Source organism: Acinetobacter dispersus (assembly GCF_009884975.1).
Classification (GTDB): domain Bacteria; phylum Pseudomonadota; class Gammaproteobacteria; order Pseudomonadales; family Moraxellaceae; genus Acinetobacter; species Acinetobacter dispersus.
On the sequence record NZ_CP041970.1, the window covers coordinates 997,930 to 1,023,088 of the forward strand.

The window sequence follows — 25,159 nt, forward strand, 5'->3', positions numbered from 1 at the left end:
ATTTGTGTACTATGTAAAAAAATATTTCATATCGGGGGAGCAATGCAGCATCACAACTTATATATAGCGATTATGTTTAGCCTATTTGGGGCTTCTACAACAATGACGTGGGCAGAAGATCAATTAGAAGACTTAAAAAAATCGGATGTTTTACCTGTTATTCATCTTAAAGCGGATCATGAAGCTTCTGCATATACCATTAAAAAATCAAAATCGGCAACTAAACTGGAGCTGTCTTTAAAAGAAACGCCACAGTCAGTGAGTGTGATAACCGAACAACAAATGAAAGATCAAAATCTGACAAGCGTATCTGGAGTGCTTGATCAGGTTCCTGGTATTTATCGTCAAAGTTATGGTGCGGCATCTGCTTGGGGAACGGGTGGTGAATATACTTCGTATTATTCGCGTGGCTCTAAAATTATTAACTTTCAGATTGATGGATTGTTGTCGAGTCCTGCGATAGAAGGCCGTAGTAACACCGCTCTCAGTAATATTGATACCGCTATTTTTGAAAATATTACTGTTGTTAAGGGGGCAACTGGCTTGTTAAATGGTAGTGGTTTGCCAAGCGCCAGTGTTAATTTTAACCGTAAGCATGCAACAGCAAATGCTCAATCATCTGCCAAGCTGAGTTATGGTTCATGGAATACCTGGCGTAGTGAAATTGATGCCTCTCAAGCATTGAATGAATCCGGGAGTATTCGTGGTCGTGTTGTCGCAGCACATCAACAAGGTGATAGCTGGCAGAAATGGGGCGATGCTGCATCAACCATTTTATATGGTGTAGTGGATGCTGATTTAAGTGATAAAACAGTTTTAAGTATTGGTACGTCATTAAGCCGTAATGAAAGTGATGGCCAAAGTATCCACGCTTACGCAAATTTTGATGCGAAGAATATTCTTTCTCCAATGGGACGCAACGACAACTCAGCCCCACGATGGGCTTATACTCATACCGATAGTCTAAATGCATTTGCGCAGTTGCAGCATGAGTTTGAAAATCGTTGGAAGTTGAATGCAAATTATAATTTTGCGACAACCGATACAGAAAGCATCTATGGTGTGATTGGATCAAATACATCTGGCGTTTATAAGATGCAAGATGGCAAGCGTGTACAGGTCATTGGCGCTGATGGCAAACCTATTTATTACACTGATTATGAAAAAAATACATCAACTGTGACTGCTGGTTATCAGCACACTAAACCTGTTGAGCATTCTGTTGATTTGGGTGTGACTGGACCATATCAACTTTTTGGTCGTGAACATGAGCTAATGCTTGGTGCAAACTTTCAGGATGTAGACCAAAATGATCCTTACTACAATCGGGTAATGGGTGAAACAGGCGTAATTAATATCAAAAGCTGGAATGGTTATACCGCACAGCCTGCTGGGTTATATACAGCGTCAAGTGCAGGAAATTCTGTGCTGCAATTTAGACAATATGGCGGTTATTTGGCAACTCGTTTAAATCTTCTCGATCATTTGAAAGTTATATTGGGTGGGCGTGTTTCGAGCATTGATTATTATGCCGAGTCTGGTAATAAAAATAGTGGAACAAAAATTAAAATTGATGATCAGTTTACGCCTTATGCAGGGATCGTTTTTGATGTCACACCTGAATGGGCGGTTTATGCTAGCTATACCAGTATCTTCTCACCACAAGCGAATAAAGACTATCAAATGAAATTGCTGGATCCTAAACAAGGTGATAGCTATGAGCTAGGTGCTAAAGGCGAACTATTTGCGGGTCGTGTGAACACCAGTTTGGCTTTATTCCAATCGAATATGGATAATGTTGCTGTTGATGCAGGCAAATACACAATGAGCGAAGAAGTGCCTGGTGCCGTTGCAGGGACGACATATTACCGTTCAGCAAAAGGGGCGATAACAAAAGGCTTTGAGGCTGCGATTTCAGGAGAAGTGCTGCCTAATCTGAATCTAAATGGCGGATATACTTATTCAGAGACCAAAGAAAAAGGCGATCGTATCAATACCGATATTCCAAAAGATCAGTTTAAGCTCTTCGCTACTTATAAGTTTTCTGGTGATTTAGACAAGCTGAGTGTGGGGGCTGGGGTGACATGGCAGAGTAAAATTTATAACAGCTATGATATGGACGGCTTTGCCCGTGATAGCAATGGTCAAAAAGCTTTTACATTGGTTGATGCAATGGCGAAGTATGAACTCAGCCCAGATTTAACCGTAGGTTTAAATCTCAATAATATTACGGATAAAAGCTATCGTTTGAATACCTCAAATCAAACCTTTGGTGCACCGCGTAGTGTAACGGGTTCTGTATCCTTTAAGTTTTAATATCAAGTTGATAAAAAAGAGGAAGCAATATTGCTTCCTCTTTTTTAGATTTCTCAGAAATTAATTTCCAATCCAAATGAAATATCCCAATACCATTAATGGCCAAGCGATATAAGGACTAAATAACCATTTCCATAACCAGAATCTTGGTATAAACCCAACCCCATGCACGAAGCCACCAGAAATCCCAATCATCACCAACATCAGTAAGCTATGATTGTAATGTCCGTTGGCATCCAACATCAGCGATGGATGGACCAGTAAAATAGCAGCAAGCGGCAATGCCAACAAAAACGAAATGGTCATTGCAAGTACTTGCGCTTTACTATTCTTCGGTGTTGTCATTGCTTCAGCCATTCTATTATTCCTCATCTAAATCTTGATGATGTTCGATATACAGCGCACTGAGTACGCCTGCGAAACATGCCATCAAGACACCTAGAATCCATGCAAAATACCACATGTCATATCTCCTGATTAATACAAACTATGTGAATTTTCTTCGATATGTTTGTTGGTGATGACACCCCACATTTTGTAATACGACCAAGAGGTATAGATCAAAATGAGAGGAACGAAGATACATGCAGCAACGGTCATTACACCAAGGGTTTTATGACTAGAAACCGCATCCCACATAGTCAAGCTTGAAGTTGGATCAATGCTTGATGGTAATAAGAATGGGAACAAGGCAAAACCAGCAGTGAGAATTGCACCAACAATCATCAGACTTGTACCGGTAAAACTCACAGCCGCTTTATGTTTCGCTGCACTGACAATCACCAATAATGCACCTAAGATTGCAGCGATAGGTGCAGCCATGGTGATCGGATATGTTGCATAGTTGTTTAACCAACCATGATTGGCATTGGTCACCACATCTTTAGCAAGCGGATTCAGCGCAGCGTTGGTATTGATCGCAGTTGCATAGCTATAACCTGAGATATTGCCAAAGACTAACCATGCGCCCGCAGCCAAGAAGCACACAAGGAACACGATTGCCATGATTTGTGTTGCTTTGGCAGAGCGGTTATGTAAATTACCATCGGTACGTAACATCAGCCAAGCACCACCATGCGCACATAGCATTGATAAGCTGACGATACCGCAAATCAGTGCAAACGGATTCAATAGTGCGAAGAAGCTACCTGTGTATTGCGAACGTAAAGTGTCATCTAAGCTAAATGGTACGCCTAAGAACAAGTTACCGAATGCTACGCCAAACACCAGTGCAGGAACGGCACCACCGATACATAGGCCCCAATCCCAAGAGGTTCGCCATTGGGTATTCTCTAATTTAGAGCGATAATCGAAGCCGACAGGTCGCAGGAACAGGGCAAATAGCACCAGTAGTAAGGCCCAATACATGCCAGAGAAGGCAACTGCATAGACCATTGGCCAAGCAGCAAAGAGTGCACCACCTGCTGTAATAAACCAGACTTGGTTCCCATCCCAGTGAGGCGCGATGGTATTTATTGCAGCACGGCGTTCAGAGTCAGTTTTACCTACAAATGGCATCAGTGCCATTGAGCCCATATCGAAACCATCGGTAAGTGCAAAGCCAATCAGTAGTACACCAACGAGCACCCACCAGATAATTTTTAGGAGTTCATATTCGATCATGATTGAGCCTCCCCAGTTTTTGCTTCTAGTTTTTCAAAATGATATTTACCAGTATGTAAAGAACTTGGACCTAAACGAGCAAATTTGATCATTAAGTACATTTCAATAATCAGCAGTACGGTATAGAACGCTGCAAGCGCAATAATCGAGCCCCACACATCACCAGCGCTTACGCTTGATGCAGAGAGGTGTGTTGGTAAGATTTCACCAATCGACCATGGCTGACGACCACCTTCAGCTACATACCAACCTGTTTGAGCTGCAATCCATGGGAGAGGGAGAGCAAACAAAGCAAATTTGAGTAACCAAGGTTTATCTTCGGCATTACGTTTTGCCACAGCCCAAGTCGCGAACAAGAATAACAACAGCATGAGGAAGCCAGAAGCAACCATGGCACGGAAAGAGAAGAACAGTGCCGCTACGTTTGGAATGGTATCTTTAGTTGCAGCTTGGATGTGTTCTTCAGTCGCATCAACCACATTTGGAGAATATTTTTTCAAAAGTAGGCCATAGCCTAAGTCTTTTTGATTTTTCTCAAATGAAGCTAACAATTCTGGAGAGCGATCACCTGCACGCAGTTTTTCTAACTCGCTATAGGCTGCCATACCGTTACGGATACGCACTTCATGCTCTTTCATCAAGTCACGCAAACCCGTCACTTCTTTATCGGTAGAACGTGTTGCAATAATCCCCATCACATAAGGAATTTTAATTGCATAGTCGGTCCGCATTTCCTGCTGATTTGGGAGGCCAAATAAGGTGAATGCTGCAGGTGCAGGTTCGGTATGCCATTCTGCTTCGATTGCAGCAAGTTTGGTTTTTTGAACATCACCCAACTCATAACCTGATTCATCACCAAGAAGAATCACAGATAAAGTTGACGCTAAACCGAAGATTGCAGCGATGGCGAATGAGCGACGCGCAAAAGGTAAATCACGTTTCTTTAATAAGTAATAGCTTGAGATGGCAAGTACAAAGATTGCACCAGTGACATAACCTGCAGAAACTGTGTGTACAAATTTTACTTGTGCCACAGGGTTAAAGATCAGTGCACCAAAATCCACCAGTTCCATACGCATGGTTTCATAGTTAAATGCAGCACCGACAGGGTTTTGCATCCAACCGTTGGCGATGAGAATCCACAAGGCTGACATATTCGAGCCAATCGCCACCAACCAAGTCACACCTAAGTGCTGTACTTTCGATAGACGATCCCAACCAAAAAAGAATAAACCAATAAAGGTGGATTCTAGGAAGAAAGCCATCAAGCCTTCAATTGCAAGCGGTGCCCCGAAAATATCGCCTACATAGTGAGAATAATAAGCCCAGTTGGTACCGAACTGGAATTCCATAGTCAGACCAGTGGTTACGCCTAAGGCAAAGTTAATCCCGAAGAGTTTCCCCCAGAATTTAGTCATATCTTTATAAATTTCTTTACCAGAAATCACATAGGTGGTTTCCATGATGGCGAGAATAAAAGCTAGACCTAAAGTTAGAGGGACGAAAAGAAAGTGATACATTGCGGTCATTGCAAATTGGAACCGCGAAAGATCGACCACGCTTTCAGAAATCATCAACGTGTCTCCTGAGTTTTGGACATGTCACCAGCAATACGCTCGGCAACTTCATTGTTAAAATCTTTTGGAATCGTTGGCGCATCAAACCAGATGTGTTTAATCACCAAGAGAAGTACAACTTTAATAATAAGAATAATCGTGATTTCTCTGATGAGTCGCCGATTTGGATCTTGAGAACTCGTGTTCATAGAACCTAGCCTCATATTTAAAGAAGATGTAAAACATTATTAAATAAAATTCATTGAAAATAAACCTTTAGAATTTTTAAATAATATAAAATAAAATAATTGTTTTAAATCAATGTGATGCAATGTTTTTGTTGAAATATTTAAAATATTTATTTTAACCAACTAAAATAATATGAATTAATTTTAAAACCTGATCAAAATGGTTGTATTTATATTTTTAAATCTGATTAAAAAGATAAGGTTTATACTGAATTAAATAAATATTAAACCAACTAAAACAGTATGAATATAAAATTAATAATAGATACAGTGACTTATCGTTTTAATTACATAATTAAATAATTCTTACAATGAAGTCTCTACAAAACCTAGTGTATAGGTAGAGATTATTCTAAAAAATGTGATAGGTATCACTGTTGTGTTTTTTGTGCCAGTGAGATCATGAAAACAACAAGAAGGGAAGAGCTAAATTCAAAACTTTTGCAGGATATATTTGTAATAAAATGTAAAAATTACTGTTTTTCACTACTCAATCGCAATTTTGAGACAAAAATCAGTCTGGTGCGAATAAGTTATTTGAGAGAGATATTTTTTTCGCCAGATAGTGTGAGTTTGATTTTTGGCTAATTAACAACACTTGGGACTGTAATTCCAATTCACCGTACTCAGGTTCAACTTGTACATAATAGAGTTGTCCGAATTCATCACGCACACGCGCCTGAGCTGAGAAACCAGGGCGTGCATTTCCAGTTGAGATTGTGGCTAAACGGCCAACCAAATTGGTATGTGTATGAGTGACTTTGGGTTTGATCACCTGATCTAGGCAATGAATCATAAATACGGTAAAGAAAATATCGATGATCAATGCTGGAACAAATAAATAGTAAGGTGAAATGAAGTAGTGCTGCAAAGCAAAGAACGAGAGTTCCAGAAAATAGCCTGCAAAACTAAAATTAATCAGTAAAAAAACAAAGATCAGGTATTTAGAAAATTTCACGTCGAGTAGAGGTGAATTCAGTAACCAATCTGGGGTGAGCTTTTGAACCAATTGACTCGGTCGTAAGCCAATGACAATCCCGATGGTTTCTGCAATGCTGAGCACAATTAAAGCCACGACACTCATATGAAATGGCATCAGATAGTAATTGAGGAAAAACTCAGTCATCGCAGAATTCATGATCTAGGGCTTAATCAATATAGATACCACCATCTGAGTGGACTTCCAAATTTACTTTCTCAAGGAATTCACCTAGACATGGGCCTGAAATACATTCACCCGTTTCGACTAAAAACAGTGCACCATGAGTAGAACATTGAATATATTCTTTATCTTGGTCCAAGAACTGATTTTCTAAATACTCAAGTTCAGTTTGCAAGTGTGGGCAAACATTTTGATAGGCATAGAAGCTGCCATCTTTTTGAGTAATAAAAATCGTGGTCCCTTTCATGGTGTCGTATGCACGAGACTCACGCTCAGGGACTTCTTCAGTCATGCAAATCTTTTCCATGTTATGCACATTCCTGTTGAGCTTTCTGGAATTGTTCAAAGAGTTTAGCGTAATTGTCTACGCTTAAACGTGGTCCATATTGAGCAACCACTTCACTTGAGATCAAAATAGCAAGTTGTGCCGCTGCTTCCAAGCTTAAACCAGCATTGATTGCATATAAAAATGCACCAGAGAATGCATCGCCAGCACCATTGGTATCTACGGCTTCAACTGCACGACCATTAACATGGAAGTGGTGTACTTGATCAACAATCACAGCACCTTTTGCACCTTGTGTAATCACAATATGTTGATTTTTTAATTTTAGGCTTTCAATTGCAGCATCAAGATTGTCTGTTTCGGTAAACATGAGCGCTTCTTGCTCATTACAGAATAACAGATCTACCCCATCATCTAAGAGTTCGACCAAACCCTGACGTGCATATTGCACCATTGCAGGATCGGAGAGTGATAATGCAATTTTAACGCCGTGTGCTTTAGCCAGTTCACGTGCCTGTTTAACTGCAACACGTGCGGTATCGCTGGTTGATAAGTAACCTTCGATATACAGCCATTTTGCGGTTTTAAGCGGTTCAAAGTCGATTTGTTCGTCGGATAATTCAGCGGTAATACCAAGATAGGTTTGCATGGTACGTTCTGAATCTGGGCTGATCAGAACCATACAAGTACCTGTAACACCTTCACTGATTGATTGTGTTGTGGTTGTAATGCCAGCTTCGTTTAAGCCATCGAGATAAATGCGACCGAGTTCATCATTACCTACACGACAGCCATAAAATGCAGTACCACCTAAGGCGCTAAAAGCAACGGTTGTATTCGCTGCTGAACCACCACTTGCTTGGCCCTTGTAGCTTTGAGTATCTTGTAATTTTTGATATAAATTTGCCTGTGTTTCACCATCGGCCAAATGCATTGTGCCTTTTGGCAATCCCTGTTGCGTTAGAAACTCATTTGAAACCTTAAATTCTTGGTCAATGAGTGCATTACCAATTGCAAAAAGATCAACAGTTGCCATGTTTGTCATCACAGTAAAAATCAAAAAGCAAAGTTTACACTAATGCTCAGGAATACAGTAGTTTGTTGAAAGAAATCCATCTTATTTATTCTAAAAACCAAAGATATACAACAAAAAAGGACAATAACAAGAATTAAATAAGATGGGCTTGTTTTGATAATAATTCTCAATTAGTAATAGGGTTTAAGAATTCGTGGAAGACATTTTATTGAGAGCAGAACGTATTTATCATTTACCGCCAGAGCTGGATTTGTTGATTGAGTTTGCCCAGCAAGAGGATTTTCTTTTTCTACAACGTTTAAAACAAGATTTTCAAACAGGTCGAAATCGTTTTGATCAAGTTGGAGAGGCTCTATTTGCTGTATATGTAAAAAATCATTTGATTGCGATAGGTGGACTCAATCAAGATCCTTTTGATTACGCAAATAAAGTGGGTCGTTTACGCCGTTTCTATATTCATCCAGATTATCGTCGAAAAAGAATCGGAACTTACTTATTGATGCATATCGAACGATATGCGCAAGCCTATTTTGAAAGGCTTCATTTGTTTACTGATACCGAGGAAGCCGCTTTTTTCTATCAAAGTATGGGGTATGAACGGATAAACTGGGCACATACTAATTTTCGAAAAGTTTTTGAATAAAGTGTGTTTTGATTAGCCGCTGCATTTTTCTACAAAAACATAGTAATTTACATGGATATCCATACGTATTCTTCGGTAGACTCTCTATAATCAATTGTAATGATTTAAATAGATAAATTGGAGATCACATGACTGTCGATGTTACTGAAAGCATTAATCAAACGACTCATCCCGCGTTTCAGCTATTACGTCAACACCATGTAGAAGCACTCGATATTCAAGTTTCAGAATATAAGCACAAAGTGACTGGTGCAGTTCACTACCATTTGGCCACAACGCATGATGAAAATGTGTTCTTGGTGGCATTTAGAACTCAGCCGATGGATTCCAAAGGTGCTGCACATATTTTAGAACATACGGCACTCTGCGGTTCTGAAAAGTTCCCTGTACGTGATCCTTTCTTTTTAATGATCCGCCGTTCATTGAATACATTTATGAATGCATTCACAGCAGCGGATTGGACGGCTTATCCATTTGCAACACAGAACAAAAAGGACTTTCAAAACCTATTGTCGGTGTATTTAGATGCTGCCTTTGCCGCGAATTTAAACCCTTTGGATTTTGCGCAAGAAGGTATTCGTATTGAGCTGGAAAATGATCAAGCGGTTTATAAAGGTGTGGTGTTTAATGAAATGAAAGGAGCAATGAGCTCTCCTTCAGATCAGTTATATCATCAACTGGCGCATCATTTATTCCCAGAAACGACCTATCACTACAACTCTGGTGGTGATCCTAAAGATATTCCTGACCTAAGCTATGAGCAATTGGTGGATTTCTATAAAGTTCACTATCACCCAAGCAATGCTGTATTCGTGACCTTTGGCAATCAAAGTGCATACGACTTGCAAGAGCAATTTGAGAAACTAGCTCTGCATAAGTTTTCTCAAGGAACAACTTTATATTCAAAACCAGAAAAGCGTTTAACTGCACCTGTAGAAGTGACTGAAAGCTATGCGGTTGATAGTGAAGATCTGAAAGATAAGACTTACCATGTCATGTCGTGGTTATTACCTGAAACCAGTGATACTAAATTACGTCTAGGTATGCGTTTGGTTGAGGGAATTCTATTAGAAAACTCTGCTTCACCTTTACGCCATTATTTAGAAACTTGTGGTTATGCACAATCAACAGGTCCTTTAATGGGTGTTGATGACAGCAACTTTGAAATGACTTTCTATTGTGGTGTTCAAGGTTCTAATGCTGAACATGCAGAAACATTTAAAAATGGCATTCTCGATATTCTGAAAGATGTTGCTTCTAAGCCAGTAGATACTGATTTTGTCGATGCCATTCTTCATCAAATTGAATTACATCAACGTGAAATCAATGGTGATGGTACACCGTATGGTCTCAGTCTGATTCTGAATGGGTTAGGTAGTGCGATTCATCACAGTGATCCAGTTCATGTCTGGGATGTGGACTCTGCGATTGAGCAGGTGAAAGAAGAGTTAAAAGACCCAATGTGGTTATCAAACTTAATTCAAACTCACTTGTTGGATAATCCACACCGTGTACAAATGACTTTGGTACCTGACGCAACCAAATCAGTGAAAGAACAACAGGCTGAACAAGCACGTTTGGCTGAGATTACAGCTCATCTCACTGATGCGCAGAAAGTTGAAATCCAAGAAAAAACGGCTGCATTAAAGCAACGCCAAGACACACCAGATGATCTTGAGTTGTTACCAAAAGTTGGTTTGGAAGATGTGCCTGCTGAACTGCAAATTGTGCAAGGTCAACTACGTGAAATTATTTGCAATGGTTTAGATACACCATTGAATCTATATCATGCAGGAACCAATGGTATTTACTACCAACAAGTGTTGATTCAGATTCCAGATGAAATCGTACAATCTCCATACTTCAATTTACTTTCAATTCTAATGGGAGAAGTTGGTGCAGGTGAGTATGATTATTTGGAATTCCAGCAAATCCAAACCGCAGTAAGTGGTGGTTTAGGTATGGGGGCATCATTGCGCAGTAAGGTCGATGATAAAGACCGTATCAGTGCATGGCTGACTTTAACGACCAAATCACTGACGCAAAAACTAGATGCCATTCAATTATTAAAATTGGCATTTGAGCAACTTCGTTTTGATGAAAAAGACCGCATTATCGAGTTATTACAGCAACGTAAAACGCGTTGGCAGTCACGTTTGTCTGGTTCTGGTCATAGTTATGCGATGCAAGCGGCTTCACGTCAAATGAGTGCACTTGCGCGCCGTGATTATCACAATACGGGTTTAGGTGCATTGAACTGGCTCAGTGACTTGGTTGCGAAAATTGATCAAGATGATAGCGCTTATCAAGCATTGATTACTGAATTACAGTCGATTCATCGTAAGTTGCTGCAAGCACCTAAACAATTCTTGTTAGTATGTGAAGAACATCAATCTGATCGTTTGGTTGAAGAAGTGCAAAAAGTTTGGGATAAGCTGGTTGTTGATAAAGCACCTGTTATTTTAACGCAAGTAGAACAGGTCAATACCAACGACGATGAAGCATGGTTGATTCAAGCCAATGTCCAATTCTGTTCATCTGCTTATCAAGCAGTCGATGTCGCGCATCCTGATGCAGCACCTTTAATGGTATTGGCTGCTTATTTGCGTAACGGCTTCTTACACAGTGCGATTCGTGAAAAAGGCGGCGCATATGGTGGTGGAGCTAGCTATGATGGCAATGCGTGTTCGTTCCGTTTCTATAGCTATCGTGATCCGCGTTTAGCAGAAACATTTAATGATTTTGAAGCTAGTGTGCAATGGTTATTGAATACCGAACAACAGCCACATCAACTTGAGGAAGCAATTTTAGGTTTAGTGGCAGGTATGGATAAACCAGGTTCACCGGCTGGGGAAGCAATTACCGCATGTTATGCCTTGTTACACGCACGCACACCAAAATTCCGTAAAATTTTACGTGAGCGTTTACTCAACGTGAACTTGGATGATTTACAGCGTGTTGCGAAGCAATATCTATTGGCTCAAAAACCTGTGAAAGCCGTGGTTGCGCCATTTGCGAAACGTGAAGAATTGCAGAAACTTGGATTTAGTATTCAGCAAGTCAATTAAAATAAAAATTGGAGAAATCTATGGCGTTCAAATCTTTTGAACGTAGTCATTTGGAGCTCAGTATCATGGCGATACTTGGCTCTTTAACGACATCGTTGGCGAATGCACAATCTACAGCACCGACAAGCCCTGCGAGTGTTGAAGCATGTGTGGCTTTGGCTGCAAATGCTGAACGCTTGGCTTGTTATGATAGCCTGTATAAAGCACCTGTCATTATTCCAACACAAGCTCAGACGGATGCCGCACCAGTGGTTGCAGCCGCGATGCCTGTGATTGAGTCTAATGAAAAAGCCAAGCCAGAATCTTTAAAAGATAAAGTGGTTCAAAAAGTAAGTGATTTGCATTTGTTAGGGGCTGCACCGAAATTTGATCCAAATGTTTCTTTATTAGATCGTCGTTGGGAGTTGTCGGAAGAAAGCAAGCTCGGGGTGTGGAACATTCGTGCCTATCAACCTGTTTATTTGCTTCCAGTGTTTTGGACCAGTGACAAAAACGAATTTCCAAGTAGCCCAAATCCAGAAAATACGGTCAAAGAGAAGCAAGAATTAACGTCAAGTGAAGCCAAATTTCAGCTTTCCTTTAAGACCAAGGCTTGGGAAAATATCTTTGGTGATAATGGTGATCTCTGGTTGGGTTATACTCAGTCATCTCGTTGGCAAGTCTATAATTCGGAAGAGTCGCGACCATTTCGCGAGACCAATTATGAGCCTGAAGCAAGTTTGATGTTTAGGACCAACTATGAGATTTTAGGTCTCAATGCCCGTTTGCTTGGTGTGACCTTGAACCATCAGTCTAATGGTCGTTCAGATCCATTATCACGTAGTTGGAACCGTGTCATTTTCAATCTTGGATTTGAAAAAGATAATTTCGCCTTGATGGTTCGTCCTTGGTATCGGGTAGAGGAAGAAGCCAAAGATGATAATAATCCAGATATTAAAGATTATATCGGTCGTGGTGATTTAACCGCATTCTACCGTAAAGGCGATAACGACTTTTCTCTGATGTTACGTCATTCATTGAAAGGTGGAGATCGTTCGCACGGAGCGGTTCAGTTTGACTGGGCTTTCCCAATTAAAGATAAATTACGTGGTCATTTGCAAATATTTGATGGCTATGGCGAGAGCTTGATTGATTATAACCACCGAGCAACCTATGTCGGCTTGGGTGTATCTTTAATGAACTGGTACTAAATGAGTTTAAATATTCCAGAGTCCTTATTACAGCTTGAAGCAAATTGTGGTGTCTTTGCACTCTGGTTAATCGTGAAGCAATATCATACCCATATTGATATTGCTGACCTGATTCGTTTGTCTGGCCATGATCGAGAAGACGGGACATTCACTATTGCTTTGGCTGTGGCACTGAAAAAATTAGGGTTTGAGGTATCGTTCTATACGGCGCCTGACCCTCATATTGATGAAAAGGAAAAGCAAAGTTATCTTGATGCACAGCGTCTTCAGATCCCAGTTCAGGCTGCTTTAACATATTCAGAGATTCAGAAAGCTTTTGAACAAGGCCACTTCGTGATCGTGTTTTATGACACATTACAAGGTATGGGGAACCAGTCCTTGATTTATTCAATCGATGAACACGAAATTAGTTTTTGTGATCATTTTGACGTGATGTCTAAAACAGTGTTTGAACAACAACGTCAAAGCGATGAAATTTGTCGACAAGTGATTGTGATTCAACAGCCTGTTGATCATTATCCTATCTGAATATTGGCATTGGCGTGTTTTAAGCGGCTCTTCTTTGGAGTCGCAATTAAATAGGCCAGTGTTAACGGTCCCAATCGTCCTGTAAACATCAGCAAACTCAGCACAAACAAACTACCATCATGCAGCTGACCTGTTGCACCTCGTGACAGCCCTACAGTACATGCGGCAGAGACCACTTCAAACATCAGGTCGAGCACATCTAATTTTGGTTCAAGCAGAAAGACAATAAAGCACCCCACAAAAACCAGCATGCCTGTAATGGCAGTCACTGCAAGTGCTTTATAAGTCGTTTCTTGTGAAACTGAATGGTTAAAAATCCGAATTTCTTCATTACGGCGTAGAAAGGAAATCACACAGAGTAATAAAATTACAAAAGTACCGACTTTAATACCGCCTGCGGTACTGAGAGAACCACCACCAATAAACATCAATAACATGGTCAATAAAGCGGTACTATGTTCCATTGAACCTGTATCAATGGTGTTAAACCCTGACGAACGTGGCACAGTCGCTTGGAACCAAGCATTCATGGCTTGTTCACCAAGGCCCATTGAGCCGAGCGTGAGAGGATTGTTGGACTCTAATAACCAAATTAAGATAAATGCAACAAGATTTAAAATTGCGATGGTACTCAGAATCAGTTTGCTGTTTGGGGTCAACTTACTCCAACGTTTATTTTGCTTAACATCAATCAGAACCAAGAAGCCGATCCCGCCTAGGGTATATAACATGCTGATGGTGAGACAAATCAGATAGTGGCTTTGAAAGTTAATCAGACTGTTATCAAATAAGGAAAAACCTGCATTATTAAAAGCTGAGACGCTATAGAAAACAGCATAATAAAGCCCGCGACCAAAACCATACATTGGCGCAAAGGAGGCTGTCAGGATAATGACGCCAATCAACTCAAAAAATAGGGTGTATAGCACGACACCTTTGGCAACGAAGGTCACTTTGGATAGGCTGGTTTGACCCAAGCTATCTTGCGCCATCATTTGTTGTTTTAAGCCGAGTTTAGGTGCGAGACTCAATGCTGCCAAGATGGCAAAGGTCATAAAGCCTAAACCACCTGATTGAATTAGCAAAAGAATAATAAACTGCCCGAGATGATTAAATGATTCATTCAGATTAACCACGGATAGGCCAGTAATGGTCACGGCTGAAGTTGCTGTAAATAAGGCATCCATCCAACTGACATTGCCTTTATTTGCAATCGGCATTTTTAGCAGTATCGTGCCAATGATAATAAAACTAAGAAACCCAATTGCCAGTAAAGATGGCGGGCTTAGATTGAAAATCTTCTGGGAGTTTATTTTGAATGCCATGTTATGCGAAACATCCTGAAAGTTTTCTAAGATGGCTGAGTGAACCTTCTAAAATCAGGACATCACCCGTTTGCAAGGTAAAATTTGCATCTGTTTCATAGTGAATCTGTTGATCTCGTTTCAGTAGCAGTAGCTTGATATTTGGCTCTTGTTTTAAGATGCCTGATAAATTTACATTGTTGAGTTTTTCATTAACTGGAACTTTAACGATGTAATGATCATCATCTAAAGCCATATAACGGCTCACCATTGGATAGTTTAAAGCTTGAGCAACCCGCACACCCATATCTTCTTCAGGATGGATAATCTTACTGACATTTAAATGAGAAAGAATGGTGTGATGTGCTTTGGTTTTAGCCTTGACCAGAATTTTCTCAACCCCTAAGTTCTTGAGATTTAAAACACAGAGAATACTGGCCTCAATATCTTCACCAATTGCGACAACAACAGCGTCACAATTTTGGATATTCAGTTCTTCTAGGACATGCTCATCGGTAGCATCGGCAATCACTGCGTGTGTAATACGGTCAGCCAAGCTCTCGACATTACGTTTGATCGTATCAATCCCAATGACATCATGATTCAATTTAGTCAGCTCTAATGCAACAGTTGCCCCAAAACTACCTAAACCAATGACTGCAAACTGTGCCATAACTGTCCTTAACTAAATGATAAAAATGTCTTTTTATTCATTTTAAGATGGATCAATTTTTTAGTTTGTAATGATTTTGTTTGGGTTGGCAAAGATACGCCAGTTATTGTTTTGATAAAAATAAAAAGCTGCCTCAATCAAAATATTTTTGTTGCAAACATATTGAGTATGAGGAATATTGCTTCGTTAGATTACACTGCATAACGGATGATATAGGAGATAAGTATGTAGTACTTTGGAGGGGTTAGATTTGAGGTAGGAATTTAATCATTTGGGGCTTTAACGGCATAACGAATAAAAAGAGGAGTGATGAAGCCTTGAAATTCGGATAAAGATCATATGGAGAAGAAAAGAAAAAATATGTTTTTTGTTATTACTGTTTTTATTGCAAAATTAATACTGTTAAGGGGTGAGGATGTCTGTTTTTGCTATGTCGTTGGCCTATAAGGTGTTGTTTTTTGTGGGATTGTTTTTAATAATTTCAAAGAAAAATAAATTTTTTTATTGGGGAATGTTCTTAGTCGTAATCTCATTTACAATATATTTATACAATTTAAAAATGTCTTCTGAAAATTATACTTATATAAGGAAAAATATTTGTGGGAAATATGCTATTAGTTCTCCAAAAACTTCGATGAAAGGAGCCGGTAAAGTTCTTGAAGTGAAAATAAATGTTGAAAATTATGGCCAGCTTATTTTTGAAATTGGGAAAGATGATTTTGATCGAGATACGAGAGGCATTGATTTAATAGGGAGAAAAATATGTGTAAATGTAAATGTAAGAGTTTTGAATGGAAAAGAAGACTTACAAAATGTAACAGGGGCTAAACAAATTATTATTAAGTAATAATCTATTTTCAAATGGATGATTAAAATTTCAAATAATATTTAGACTTGTCAGAGTTCTCTCAAAAATAAAGCCGACATCATGTCGGCTTTAAGTTGTTATGCTGCTTATTTAAGGAAACGCTTATAACCAATATTGTTGCTGATTTCAGCATATGGATAAGTGATTTTTTCTAAAGTTTCGACTAAGCCATCAGGGTTTTGCTTTGCATCAGTCGCTTGAAGCCCGACCAGTACACGACCTTCTGCCGCACCGTGATTGCGGTAATGGAAAAGGGTAATGTTATGTGTTGGGCCTAAACGTTCTAGGAAGGTCAATAACGCACCAGGACGTTCAGGGAATTCAACACGAAACAAACGCTCATGTTCAATATTGGCGTGGCCACCTATCAAATAGCGAATATGGAGTTTTGCAACTTCATCATCAGATAAATCATCAACTTCATATTGTTGCTTTAACATGTCGTGAATTTCATGACGTTCAGTTTCACCGCCTTTGAGGCTAATCCCGACAAAGACTTGAGCAAGATTACTATCACTGGCGCGGTAGTTAAACTCGGTGATGTTACGACCTTGTAGCGCACGGCAGAAATGCAGGAAGGCGCCTTTTTGCTCAGGAATCGTCACCGCATAGATCGCTTCACGACGTTCACCCAACTCAGTACGTTCTGCAATATAGCGTAAACGGTCAAAGTTCATGTTGGCACCACAAACAATAGAGACCATGTTTTTATCTGTTATTTGATGTTCTGCAACATATTTTTTGATCCCAGCCAAGGCCATAGCACCAGAAGGTTCAACAATGCTGCGATTCTCATCGTAAGTATCTTTAATCGCAGCACAGATTTCATCTGTATCTACAGTGACAATATCTGGTTCAACGATTGGGCCTGAATTATCAGACTTCCGTAAACGGATTACATCAAATGGCAATTCGCCAATTTGAGCAACAGCCGTACCATCAGCAAATAGGCCTACATGCGGCAACACAACGCGCTCGTTTGATTCAAGAGCTGCTTTTAAACATGCAGATTCTTCGTATTCAACACCAATTACTTTGACGTGTGGTGCAACTTCGCCCAAGTATGCTGCAACACCAGCAATGAGTCCGCCACCGCCGACTGCAACAAAAACATATTCAACATCACGCCATTGGCGCAATAATTCATTGGCGATTGTGCCTTGACCCGCAATCACCAGTTCATCGTCATAAGGTGGAATAAAAACCAAACCTTCATCTTCTGCACGTTGTTTTGCGTATTTATTGGCAACATCGAAACTATCGCCATGTAATACAACTTGACCGCCTAAGCGTTTAACCGCCTGAACCTTAATGTCAGGTGTCGTGCTTGGCATGACGATAATGGCAGGAATGCCTAATTTTTTTCCAGACAGTGCAACGCCTTGGGCATGGTTGCCTGCAGATGCACAAATGACACCACGATCGAGTTGATCTTTTGGTAGTTGGCTAATGCGGTTGTAGGCACCACGTAGCTTGAAAGAGAATACAGGTTGTAGATCTTCACGTTTAAATCGAATGTTATTATTAATTTTTTGACTAATTCGTGGAGCTGCTTCAAGCGGTGTTTCAATCGCAACATCATAAACCGTTGCTTGTAAAATTTGTCGTACCACACGAGACAGCATGTTCATCTTCCCTATAACAGTTTAAAATAGGCAATCATTGTAGCAAACCCCTGTGCATTTGCGCTGTTTTCTTAAAGCAAATGTCAAAATAGTTGAGTGAAGTCATGAGTCTATATGCAACCCAAGATGAAAAAAAACAAGCTGCGGCCAAAGCAGCCTTGAAACATTTGCCTAAAGGCGGCATTTTGGGCGTAGGAACAGGAAGTACCGTTAATTTTTTAATTGATTTATTGCCTGAATTGCAATTAGAAGCAGCAGTAGCAAGTTCAACTGCAACAGCTGATCGTCTAAAAAAACTGGGCATTGAAGTGGTCGATATGAACTCTGTCGGTGGTTTAGATGCTTATGTTGATGGTGCTGATGAAATTGACCGTCACATGCATATGATCAAAGGTGGTGGTGCGGCATTAACCCGTGAAAAAATTGTGGCATCAATTGCAAAGAAATTTGTATGTATCGTAGATGACTCAAAATGGGTAGATCAGTTAGGACGTGATTTCCCACTTCCTGTTGAAGTGATTCCAATGGCGCGTTCTGCAGTGGCTCGTAAAATTGTTGCGTTAGGTGGTGATCCTGTTTATCGCGAAGGTGTTGTAACTGATAATGGGAATGTGATTTTAGATGTATTTAATTTGAATATTCTAAATGCGATTGAGTTGGAAAAAACCATTAACGATATTCCGGGCGTTGTGACCAATGGTATCTTTGCATTAAATGCAGCAACCATTGCTGTTGTTGCAACTGACAGTGGTATCGAAGAGCGTACAGCACAATAATGCCATTAGTTTCATTAGAAACGCTGTTACCTGAAATTAAAGTTGTTCGACATGCAAGGGCAAGAAATTTGCGCTTGCGTGTTGAGCCAACAGGTATTCGCCTCACAGTTCCTTTGTTCTGTAGCAAACGACAGATTCAGCAGTTTCTGCATCAGTCTGAACAATGGTTGATAGAAACGTGGGGCAAACAACAACAGCAATTTAATCAAACGACGGCATTTCCTGAATCGTTGACATTGTTTCACCATGTGCAGCCTTTTAGGATTATTCAACAACAGCAACGACATATTTTTAAGTTTGATTTCGAGCGACAACAATTACTGATTCGGCATGAACAGTCCGAGCAGGCTTTACAAGCTGCTGTCATGGCTTATGCAAAACAGTTTTTACCTGAATATTTAGCTCAAGTAAGCCGGCAAATCAGTTTGTCTTACCAACAGTGTAGTATCCGTAAGCCAAAGACGCGTTGGGGTAGTTGTAGTTCTAAGCATGACATCATGTTACATGCTGCATTGGTGCTGATGCCAGAATATATTGTACGATCAGTCTGTGTACATGAGTTGGCACATACCAAACATTTTGATCATAGTGCTGCGTTTTGGAATGAAGTGGAAAAGCATGATGCCAATTACCTTGAGCATCGAAAGCAATTGAAACAGACTCAATTGCCGAGTTGGTATTATAAAAAATAATAAAGTGTAGGTTTGCCTTAACCATTAAACAAGCGATTGTTTTATACAGCTAGACCTTTTCGAATACGTAGGGCTTGTTTTAGGCTGGGGACATCATTTTGCCATTGTTTGAGTACTAAGATAATTGCAATAATTTCAGCCCGTGTCAGTATTCCTAGCCAGAAAACGACTACAAATAAAATTTGTGCATGACCTGTTAATGTGACTTGTACCAATAAAGCAAAAAGAAATAAGGTCCAAATTTTAGCACCTAGACTATGTGTAGCGACTTCTTTTCGGAATTTAATGAAACTTACAATATAGATTGCAACTTCTGACAGAATTAAAATAACAATCGCCCAAAGATGTTGCTTAAAGAAATCAGGTTGTTGCATATAAATTGAGGCAATTGCACAAATAAAAAAGACTTGGTCAACGTTAGAATCGAGTCGGCGTAATTTTTCATTGGAAACACCTAGATGTCTTGCAATGATGCCATCAAAGATATCACTGATCAGTCCCAGTGTTAAAAATACCACAGTATAGATAGGATAGAATTGTGGTTGTAGCAAGGTCACAGCAATGATCAGAAAACCTAAGAGTAATCTGGAATAAACAAGTAAAGTTGGAATTTTATATTTTAAAGACATGAATCAAGAACATTAAAACGGTTTAATTTGAGTATAGCAGTCAGTATTGAATATCAAGATAACAAATACATATTTTATAAAAAACAACAGTCTTTCATAGTAATCGCAAATATTCAGATTATTTTTTCATAATGACATTGCGTACTTATTGCAAGCAATGAATTTGCTGATCCATTGCTTGCATGTGTGACTTAAGTCTTAGAAATTGCACTGTAACTGCGTTGTTTGCAGTTGATCAGGTGCTTTGCGGCTATCTAAACCAGCACTGGCACTTAAGACCTGATTTGCTTTAACTTTAAGTTGGACAAAATTATATTGCAAAGTACTATTGTTTGGTTCAGTAGAACTGCTATTCAATAAATATTCAAAATTGGTTTTATCAACTTGTAATAAGTTATCTGTACTGTCACCGTCTAGTTTAGAGCTGTAGGTCTTACCATCTTTAGTGAGCTCTAGCCAACCATCGCCACGAATATTGAGTTGACAGTTGCTGGTTGAATCTTTGTAATTTCCAATTAAATATTCAATCGAAGGTAAGCTAGCATTTACAATATTAATTCCTGTAATGCCTTGCTTACACGGATAAATTGAGCCATTACATGTTTGAGTTGTATCTGAAAAACCGACAGCAGGGCGATAATCACCAGCGCCAAATATACGGAAAGAGGTAGCTGCATTGCTTGTGGGGTCACTACCAGCATAAGCTTTTTGCTGTAATAGCGTATAGCCCTGTGGATTTTCTGTTGCCTGATTAAAACGATTGGCTAATTGTAGTACAGATTGTTTTAAAGAAATCGCAAAGGTATCTCTCGTATTCTTTTGATTTGCTGCAATAGATATCGCATCATTCTTAGTGGAATCAACATTATCTGGAGGGGGGGTCACCAATGTTATTAAAGTATTTTGATCACCGCGTATTTTTTTCCCATCAAGATAACCATCTTTTAAATCGATGGCTAAGTTCTTGGTAAATTCAGCATAACTACTATTCGGATAGACATCTGCCCATTGCTGAATAAAGCCAAAACTTAGATAGGTATCGATATATAAATTTAAATTATTATTTTGTAGTGTGAATACATTTAAAATGGAAGATGGGGTAATATTTGGGATGTCTAAATAATGAAAGGCATTTGTTAAGGCCGTGTTTACATCGGTAGTTGCAAGACTTAGTTGTAATGCACTGATTTTTATTGGAGTACTATTTGTGTCCGTTGGTAATATACCAGAACGTATTAAGGCACGCTGATAAATTGCTTCTGAACTTGGATTGATATAAATCGTTTGAGTGAGCGAATTGGTGTTTACTTCAACGAGACTGTGTAATGTCATAGAAATATTTTGATATTGACCACTCTGATAGTCATAGATCAATGAGTTTGGAGTTGTTGAGATTTCAATTCGATACAATCGATCTTTATCCAAAATTCTTGGTAATACAATATCGATTTCTGAAGTTGTTGTTAAATCTCGTTCTAAGACCAAGCTATTATCAAAATTATCAAAAACTTTTAGGGTGACATTGCGCATTTCAACTGGGGTTTTGATATTGAAATTTTTAGGTTTGGGGACAGAGACCGTTGGAGTGGTTTCTTTAGTTGCTTTACTTTCACCGCTTCCACAACCAATCAATGTTGAGCTGAGTAAAAGCGTACTTAGTCCTAAGCAAATATGATGATGTAATCTTTGTTTTGACATCAAAGAAGGCATTCCAGCTCTCCAGAAAAATTTTGCATCCATGAAATTTATTATTACCGCATTTTTTTATTCTATTCGAATAGTGAAAGGATTCAATAGTATTTCTTGACCAATGGTAGAATCAATTTAAATATATTAAATCCATTGGTCTGTATTTTTAGAATTTAGGTCATTTCATCAGGATTGCCCGTACTTTTATTTTGTTAAAAGTTAGGTACTTGAAGATTGTGTAAAACGGGTCAAACTGCCATACTATTTGCCTAAATGAACGCTTGAGGTGTCACACGTGATTTCTGTTGGTATAGTTGGTGGAACTGGATACACTGGGGTTGAGCTATTACGTCTTTTATTAAGACATTCACAAGTTCAAGTTCGTATTCTCACTTCTCGTACAGAAGCAGGAAAGCGCGTTGCTGATATGTTCCCAAGTTTACGTGGACATACCACACTTGAGTTTTCAGATTTTGATTTAAACCAATTAAAACAATGTGATGTCGTATTCTTTGCCACACCTCATGGTGTAGCAATGCAACATGCAGAAGAGCTTATTGCTGCGGGTACAAAAGTCATTGATCTCGCTGCAGATTTTCGTTTACAGAATCTAACTCAATTTGAAAAATGGTATGGCATGCAACATAGCTGTCCAGCTGTGTTAAAAGACTCTGTATACGGTTTAACTGAGTTAAATCGTGAAAAAATTAAACAAGCTCAAGTGATTGGTAATCCTGGATGTTATCCAACGACTGTACAATTAGGTTTAGCACCACTACTTAAAAATTCAGATCAGTTGATTCATACACAAACTATTATTATTGATGCTAAATCGGGTGTGTCTGGTGCTGGTCGTAAAGCAAGCTTGGGCATGATCTACAGCGAAAATGCCGATAATTTCAAAGCCTATGGTGTTGCAGGACATCGTCATCATCCTGAAATTGTTGAAGCACTTGAAAATATCTCAGGACAAAAAGGGCAGTTTGATCAACTGATTTTTGTGCCGCATTTAGTCCCAATGATTCGTGGCATGTTGAGCACAATTTATGTCGACCTTACTGAACAAGCTCAACAAATTGATCTTCAAGCATTATACGAAGAATTCTATAAAAATGAACGTTTTGTTGATGTTATGCCAGCAAATAGCTCACCAGAAACACGTAGTGTTCGTGGTGCGAATGAGTTAAGAATTGCACTATATCGTCCACAACCGAATAAATTGATTATTTTGGTTGCACAAGACAATTTGGTAAAAGGTGCGGCAGGTCAAGCCATTCAAAATATGAACCTAATGTTCGGTTTTGATGAAGCTGCTGGTTTGGAAGGTATTGGTTTATTACCATAAAAAACGCTTTTTTACTTCACACACATTTAAATTTCGATTCTAATGTGTGCTTTGATGTAGATCATAAAGATAGAGATGATGATGGAAAACGTTGAACCGACTACTTCACCAGACAGTTCCGTTGAAAAAAATAAATTCTTAAAAACGAATTTACCTTTGATTATTGGTGCCGTAATTCTAATTGGCGGCAGTTTTACGCTTGGTTATACTATAGGTCATCGTCAGGGTTTAACTGTGGTTGGGTATGATGCAGATGCCGAGCAATTGGTAGATGTTGTTCAGAAACAAAAGACTGCGTTGGATTCTGTCACGAAGAGCTTGAATGCTGCTGTTCAAGAGCGTGATATGGCGGTAGGCAATGCTGATGATTTATTTAAAGCAGTAAACCAAGCTAATGCAGATAAAGCACAGTTTGAAGGAATGAATACGATTTATCGTGACATTTTGAAACAACGTGGTGGTGTAAGTCTAACCATTCAAAATATGGCAATTAAGTCTTTGCCAGAAAATGCTTTTGAATATCAGATTGATCTAGTTCAAGTCAGCCCAAATAAACGCCGTGCATCTGGTTCGGTTGAGTTGCGCTTAATTAAAGATACAGAAATTCTGGTTGTACCTTTAGAAGACAAAAACTTTAACTTTGATGATTTTGAACGTTTAACAGGTCGTTGGACAATGCCTAAGGGCTTTATGCCTCAATTTATCGAAGTGCGTTTAACCGGGGCTGGTACGCCTGTAATCAAACGTTTTAGTTGGCAACGTGGCAAGCCTGTCGATGTTGGCTCTGCTTTCGTGTCAGAAATACCGCAAGCTGAAGCTAACGCTCAATAATTTTTTAGATTAAGAACTCAATATGCGAAGATATAAACGTCAAATGAATTTAAGTGAAGTGAAAAATTCTTTTCATCAATCCGGTTATGTTGATTGGCACTTAAGTCCACGTTTAAGTGATTCGCAAGAGGATCATGAGGGTGAGGTGGTTGTACAAACTGCCCCTCCAGAATTAAAACGACCGCCTTTATATGCGGTTGTTTTAATGAATGATGATTACACGCCAATGGATTTTGTTATTGAAGTATTGCAAAGTTATTTCGGAATGGACCTTGATCAAGCAAGTCAGGTCATGCTGACAGTTCATTACGAAGGTAAAGGTACTGCTGGCATTTACCCACGTGATATTGCTGAAACAAAAGCAAATCAAGTGAATAACTATGCACGAGCTCAGGGTCATCCTTTGTTGTGCCAGATCGAACCTGAGCGAGGATAAAACAAAGCGAAGCTTTGTTCCGAGCGCAAGACGAGCAACTATGTTGCGAGTAACAGCGTTAAGATCAGGAATCTATTTGACGAACAGCTATGCTGTGAGTGAAGGCGTTAAGAAAAGCAATGCACTTGCGGAATATTTTCCTCATGCGCAAGCCCTTACGCCCTATATGGCTTATAAATTACGAGTGAAAGCGTAAGAAAAGCTGCTGAATATCACTTTGGACAATCATATCTTGCGAATGGGTCTTTAGAAAATAAGGCTATCTTTCGATATGTGATTTCAGCGGTAAATTAAGGCATATATTGTTTTATGCTAAAAATATGAATCAATATACTGACTATCTTTATATTCAACCTATAAATGATTTGTTAGGCTTTAATTAAGATCGTGGTGTATTACAATTTTTCATAGGTTGAATACGCTTTCATAAATAAAGAACAGGTTTGCTGGCTTTTTGAACGATTAGATAAGTCTTATTCTCTTTGTAATTAAATTTTTACAACAATACTTTGTTTTGAATCTTGACCAAGATACTCAACTAATGCTAACAGTAAGATATGAAGCAAAGAGGCTTGTAGACGTGTCTTTAAAACGATTACAGAAGCTCAGCGGATCAAGTCAATAATTAGCTTTTT

General features: G+C 39.2%; 24 protein-coding genes. 11 read left to right on the forward strand and 13 right to left on the reverse strand.

Going from position 1 to position 25,159, the window contains the following annotated elements:
• The first annotated feature begins 102 nt into the window (after positions 1–102).
• Positions 103–2,316: a TonB-dependent siderophore receptor gene (locus FPL17_RS04430; RefSeq protein ID WP_228277592.1), complete on the forward strand. Its 2,214-nt coding sequence runs from the start codon at positions 103–105 to the stop codon at positions 2,314–2,316.
• A gap of 60 nt (positions 2,317–2,376) precedes the next feature.
• Here FPL17_RS04430 and FPL17_RS04435 read toward each other — a convergent pair whose 3' ends face one another.
• From FPL17_RS04435 to FPL17_RS04470, 8 genes are all read right to left on the reverse strand, one after another.
• Entirely contained in the window at positions 2,377–2,673 is a 297-nt protein-coding gene (locus FPL17_RS04435; protein WP_004806745.1) for a cyd operon YbgE family protein, read from the reverse strand.
• Positions 2,674–2,677: 4 nt separating this feature from the next.
• On the reverse strand, positions 2,678–2,779 hold the full coding sequence (cydX, locus tag FPL17_RS04440) for a cytochrome bd-I oxidase subunit CydX (protein ID WP_004653762.1): 102 nt from the start codon (positions 2,777–2,779) through the stop codon (positions 2,678–2,680).
• 14 nt (positions 2,780–2,793) lie between these two features.
• Entirely contained in the window at positions 2,794–3,939 is a 1,146-nt protein-coding gene (cydB, locus tag FPL17_RS04445) for a cytochrome d ubiquinol oxidase subunit II (protein WP_159883496.1), read from the reverse strand.
• Positions 3,936–5,513 (reverse strand): cytochrome ubiquinol oxidase subunit I, encoded by a 1,578-nt coding sequence (locus FPL17_RS04450; protein ID WP_159883498.1) that lies wholly within the window; start codon positions 5,511–5,513, stop codon positions 3,936–3,938. The genes cydB and FPL17_RS04450 overlap by 4 nt, the downstream gene beginning before the upstream one ends.
• Positions 5,513–5,704 (reverse strand): cytochrome oxidase putative small subunit CydP, encoded by a 192-nt coding sequence (gene cydP, locus FPL17_RS04455; protein WP_004806751.1) that lies wholly within the window; start codon positions 5,702–5,704, stop codon positions 5,513–5,515. Before cydP ends, FPL17_RS04450 begins: the two co-directional genes overlap by 1 nt.
• A 553-nt stretch (positions 5,705–6,257) precedes the next feature.
• Positions 6,258–6,869 carry an OB-fold-containig protein gene (locus FPL17_RS04460; protein ID WP_167515391.1) on the reverse strand — a complete coding sequence of 204 codons (612 nt, stop codon included), beginning with the start codon at positions 6,867–6,869 and terminating at the stop codon, positions 6,258–6,260.
• Between the two features lie 22 nt (positions 6,870–6,891).
• Positions 6,892–7,197 carry a Rieske (2Fe-2S) protein gene (locus FPL17_RS04465; RefSeq protein ID WP_159886787.1) on the reverse strand — a complete coding sequence of 102 codons (306 nt, stop codon included), beginning with the start codon at positions 7,195–7,197 and terminating at the stop codon, positions 6,892–6,894.
• 16 nt (positions 7,198–7,213) lie between these two features.
• Complete coding sequence (locus FPL17_RS04470) at positions 7,214–8,227, reverse strand: adenosine kinase (RefSeq protein WP_159883501.1); 1,014 nt, start codon at positions 8,225–8,227, stop codon at positions 7,214–7,216.
• Between the two features lie 208 nt (positions 8,228–8,435).
• Here FPL17_RS04470 and FPL17_RS04475 point away from each other — a divergent pair, with 208 nt between their 5' ends.
• The 4 genes from FPL17_RS04475 to FPL17_RS04490 all read left to right on the forward strand — a co-directional run bounded on the left by FPL17_RS04475 (position 8,436) and on the right by FPL17_RS04490 (position 13,656).
• Positions 8,436–8,870 (forward strand): GNAT family N-acetyltransferase, encoded by a 435-nt coding sequence (locus FPL17_RS04475; protein ID WP_159886789.1) that lies wholly within the window; start codon positions 8,436–8,438, stop codon positions 8,868–8,870.
• Positions 8,871–8,998: 128 nt separating this feature from the next.
• Positions 8,999–11,938, forward strand: a complete 2,940-nt coding sequence (locus FPL17_RS04480; protein ID WP_159883503.1) for an insulinase family protein — start codon at positions 8,999–9,001, stop codon at positions 11,936–11,938.
• Positions 11,939–11,958: 20 nt separating this feature from the next.
• Entirely contained in the window at positions 11,959–13,128 is a 1,170-nt protein-coding gene (locus tag FPL17_RS04485) for a phospholipase A (protein WP_159883505.1), read from the forward strand.
• On the forward strand, positions 13,129–13,656 hold the full coding sequence (locus FPL17_RS04490) for a cysteine peptidase family C39 domain-containing protein (RefSeq protein WP_159883507.1): 528 nt from the start codon (positions 13,129–13,131) through the stop codon (positions 13,654–13,656).
• On the opposite strand, the gene FPL17_RS04495 is transcribed toward FPL17_RS04490, so the two are convergent.
• Positions 13,644–14,981, reverse strand: coding sequence for a TrkH family potassium uptake protein (locus FPL17_RS04495; RefSeq protein ID WP_159883509.1), 1,338 nt, complete (start codon positions 14,979–14,981; stop codon positions 13,644–13,646). The two genes, FPL17_RS04490 and FPL17_RS04495, sit on opposite strands and share 13 nt — an antisense overlap.
• Position 14,982: 1 nt before the next feature.
• On the reverse strand, positions 14,983–15,633 hold the full coding sequence (locus FPL17_RS04500; protein ID WP_004653749.1) for a potassium channel family protein: 651 nt from the start codon (positions 15,631–15,633) through the stop codon (positions 14,983–14,985).
• 415 nt (positions 15,634–16,048) lie between these two features.
• Here FPL17_RS04500 and FPL17_RS04505 point away from each other — a divergent pair, with 415 nt between their 5' ends.
• Entirely contained in the window at positions 16,049–16,480 is a 432-nt protein-coding gene (locus FPL17_RS04505) for a hypothetical protein (protein WP_159883511.1), read from the forward strand.
• 107 nt (positions 16,481–16,587) lie between these two features.
• Here the strand turns inward: FPL17_RS04505 and ilvA are convergent, their stop codons facing one another.
• On the reverse strand, positions 16,588–18,132 hold the full coding sequence (ilvA, locus tag FPL17_RS04510) for a threonine ammonia-lyase, biosynthetic (RefSeq protein WP_171519511.1): 1,545 nt from the start codon (positions 18,130–18,132) through the stop codon (positions 16,588–16,590).
• A 98-nt stretch (positions 18,133–18,230) separates the two neighbouring features.
• Here ilvA and rpiA point away from each other — a divergent pair, with 98 nt between their 5' ends.
• Together rpiA and FPL17_RS04520 are read left to right on the forward strand one after the other, a co-directional pair.
• Complete coding sequence (rpiA, locus tag FPL17_RS04515) at positions 18,231–18,902, forward strand: ribose-5-phosphate isomerase RpiA (protein ID WP_005188157.1); 672 nt, start codon at positions 18,231–18,233, stop codon at positions 18,900–18,902.
• Positions 18,902–19,594 (forward strand): M48 family metallopeptidase, encoded by a 693-nt coding sequence (locus FPL17_RS04520; protein ID WP_159883515.1) that lies wholly within the window; start codon positions 18,902–18,904, stop codon positions 19,592–19,594. Before rpiA ends, FPL17_RS04520 begins: the two co-directional genes overlap by 1 nt.
• A gap of 41 nt (positions 19,595–19,635) precedes the next feature.
• On the opposite strand, the gene FPL17_RS04525 is transcribed toward FPL17_RS04520, so the two are convergent.
• On the reverse strand, positions 19,636–20,223 hold the full coding sequence (locus tag FPL17_RS04525; RefSeq protein WP_159883517.1) for a CDP-alcohol phosphatidyltransferase family protein: 588 nt from the start codon (positions 20,221–20,223) through the stop codon (positions 19,636–19,638).
• A 198-nt stretch (positions 20,224–20,421) separates the two neighbouring features.
• The gene (locus FPL17_RS04530) at positions 20,422–21,933 is read right to left on the reverse strand and encodes a hypothetical protein (protein ID WP_159883519.1); all 1,512 of its coding nucleotides are present in this window, start codon (positions 21,931–21,933) and stop codon (positions 20,422–20,424) included.
• A 274-nt stretch (positions 21,934–22,207) separates the two neighbouring features.
• On the opposite strand from FPL17_RS04530, the gene argC reads away from it, so the two are divergent.
• The 3 genes from argC (at position 22,208) to clpS (ending at position 24,524) form a co-directional block, all read left to right on the forward strand.
• Entirely contained in the window at positions 22,208–23,257 is a 1,050-nt protein-coding gene (gene argC, locus FPL17_RS04535; RefSeq protein WP_159883521.1) for an N-acetyl-gamma-glutamyl-phosphate reductase, read from the forward strand.
• Between the two features lie 81 nt (positions 23,258–23,338).
• Positions 23,339–24,088, forward strand: coding sequence for a DUF6776 family protein (locus FPL17_RS04540; protein WP_159883523.1), 750 nt, complete (start codon positions 23,339–23,341; stop codon positions 24,086–24,088).
• Between the two features lie 22 nt (positions 24,089–24,110).
• Positions 24,111–24,524: an ATP-dependent Clp protease adapter ClpS gene (gene clpS / locus FPL17_RS04545; RefSeq protein WP_167515355.1), complete on the forward strand. Its 414-nt coding sequence runs from the start codon at positions 24,111–24,113 to the stop codon at positions 24,522–24,524.
• The last annotated feature ends 635 nt before the right edge of the window (positions 24,525–25,159 follow it).

Bases quoted from the DNA above. Each gene is read 5' to 3' on its own strand.
- FPL17_RS04485 (WP_159883505.1), top strand. From the start codon at position 11,959: ATGGCGTTCAAATCTTTTGAACGTAGTCATTTGGAGCTCAGTATCATG.
- FPL17_RS04470 (WP_159883501.1), bottom strand. From the start codon at position 8,227: ATGGCAACTGTTGATCTTTTTGCAATTGGTAATGCACTCATTGACCAA.
- FPL17_RS04480 (WP_159883503.1), top strand. From the start codon at position 8,999: ATGACTGTCGATGTTACTGAAAGCATTAATCAAACGACTCATCCCGCG.
- ilvA (WP_171519511.1), bottom strand. From the start codon at position 18,132: ATGAACATGCTGTCTCGTGTGGTACGACAAATTTTACAAGCAACGGTT.
- FPL17_RS04465 (WP_159886787.1), bottom strand. From the start codon at position 7,197: ATGACTGAAGAAGTCCCTGAGCGTGAGTCTCGTGCATACGACACCATG.
- clpS (WP_167515355.1), top strand. From the start codon at position 24,111: ATGCGAAGATATAAACGTCAAATGAATTTAAGTGAAGTGAAAAATTCT.
- cydP (WP_004806751.1), bottom strand. From the start codon at position 5,704: ATGAACACGAGTTCTCAAGATCCAAATCGGCGACTCATCAGAGAAATC.
- FPL17_RS04540 (WP_159883523.1), top strand. From the start codon at position 23,339: ATGGAAAACGTTGAACCGACTACTTCACCAGACAGTTCCGTTGAAAAA.
- FPL17_RS04435 (WP_004806745.1), bottom strand. From the start codon at position 2,673: ATGGCTGAAGCAATGACAACACCGAAGAATAGTAAAGCGCAAGTACTT.
- FPL17_RS04430 (WP_228277592.1), top strand. From the start codon at position 103: ATGACGTGGGCAGAAGATCAATTAGAAGACTTAAAAAAATCGGATGTT.
- rpiA (WP_005188157.1), top strand. From the start codon at position 18,231: ATGAGTCTATATGCAACCCAAGATGAAAAAAAACAAGCTGCGGCCAAA.
- FPL17_RS04450 (WP_159883498.1), bottom strand. From the start codon at position 5,513: ATGATTTCTGAAAGCGTGGTCGATCTTTCGCGGTTCCAATTTGCAATG.
- cydB (WP_159883496.1), bottom strand. From the start codon at position 3,939: ATGATCGAATATGAACTCCTAAAAATTATCTGGTGGGTGCTCGTTGGT.
- FPL17_RS04500 (WP_004653749.1), bottom strand. From the start codon at position 15,633: ATGGCACAGTTTGCAGTCATTGGTTTAGGTAGTTTTGGGGCAACTGTT.
- FPL17_RS04520 (WP_159883515.1), top strand. From the start codon at position 18,902: ATGCCATTAGTTTCATTAGAAACGCTGTTACCTGAAATTAAAGTTGTT.
- FPL17_RS04490 (WP_159883507.1), top strand. From the start codon at position 13,129: ATGAGTTTAAATATTCCAGAGTCCTTATTACAGCTTGAAGCAAATTGT.
- FPL17_RS04525 (WP_159883517.1), bottom strand. From the start codon at position 20,223: ATGTCTTTAAAATATAAAATTCCAACTTTACTTGTTTATTCCAGATTA.
- FPL17_RS04460 (WP_167515391.1), bottom strand. From the start codon at position 6,869: ATGACTGAGTTTTTCCTCAATTACTATCTGATGCCATTTCATATGAGT.
- FPL17_RS04530 (WP_159883519.1), bottom strand. From the start codon at position 21,933: ATGCCTTCTTTGATGTCAAAACAAAGATTACATCATCATATTTGCTTA.
- cydX (WP_004653762.1), bottom strand. From the start codon at position 2,779: ATGTGGTATTTTGCATGGATTCTAGGTGTCTTGATGGCATGTTTCGCA.
- FPL17_RS04505 (WP_159883511.1), top strand. From the start codon at position 16,049: ATGTCTGTTTTTGCTATGTCGTTGGCCTATAAGGTGTTGTTTTTTGTG.
- FPL17_RS04495 (WP_159883509.1), bottom strand. From the start codon at position 14,981: ATGGCATTCAAAATAAACTCCCAGAAGATTTTCAATCTAAGCCCGCCA.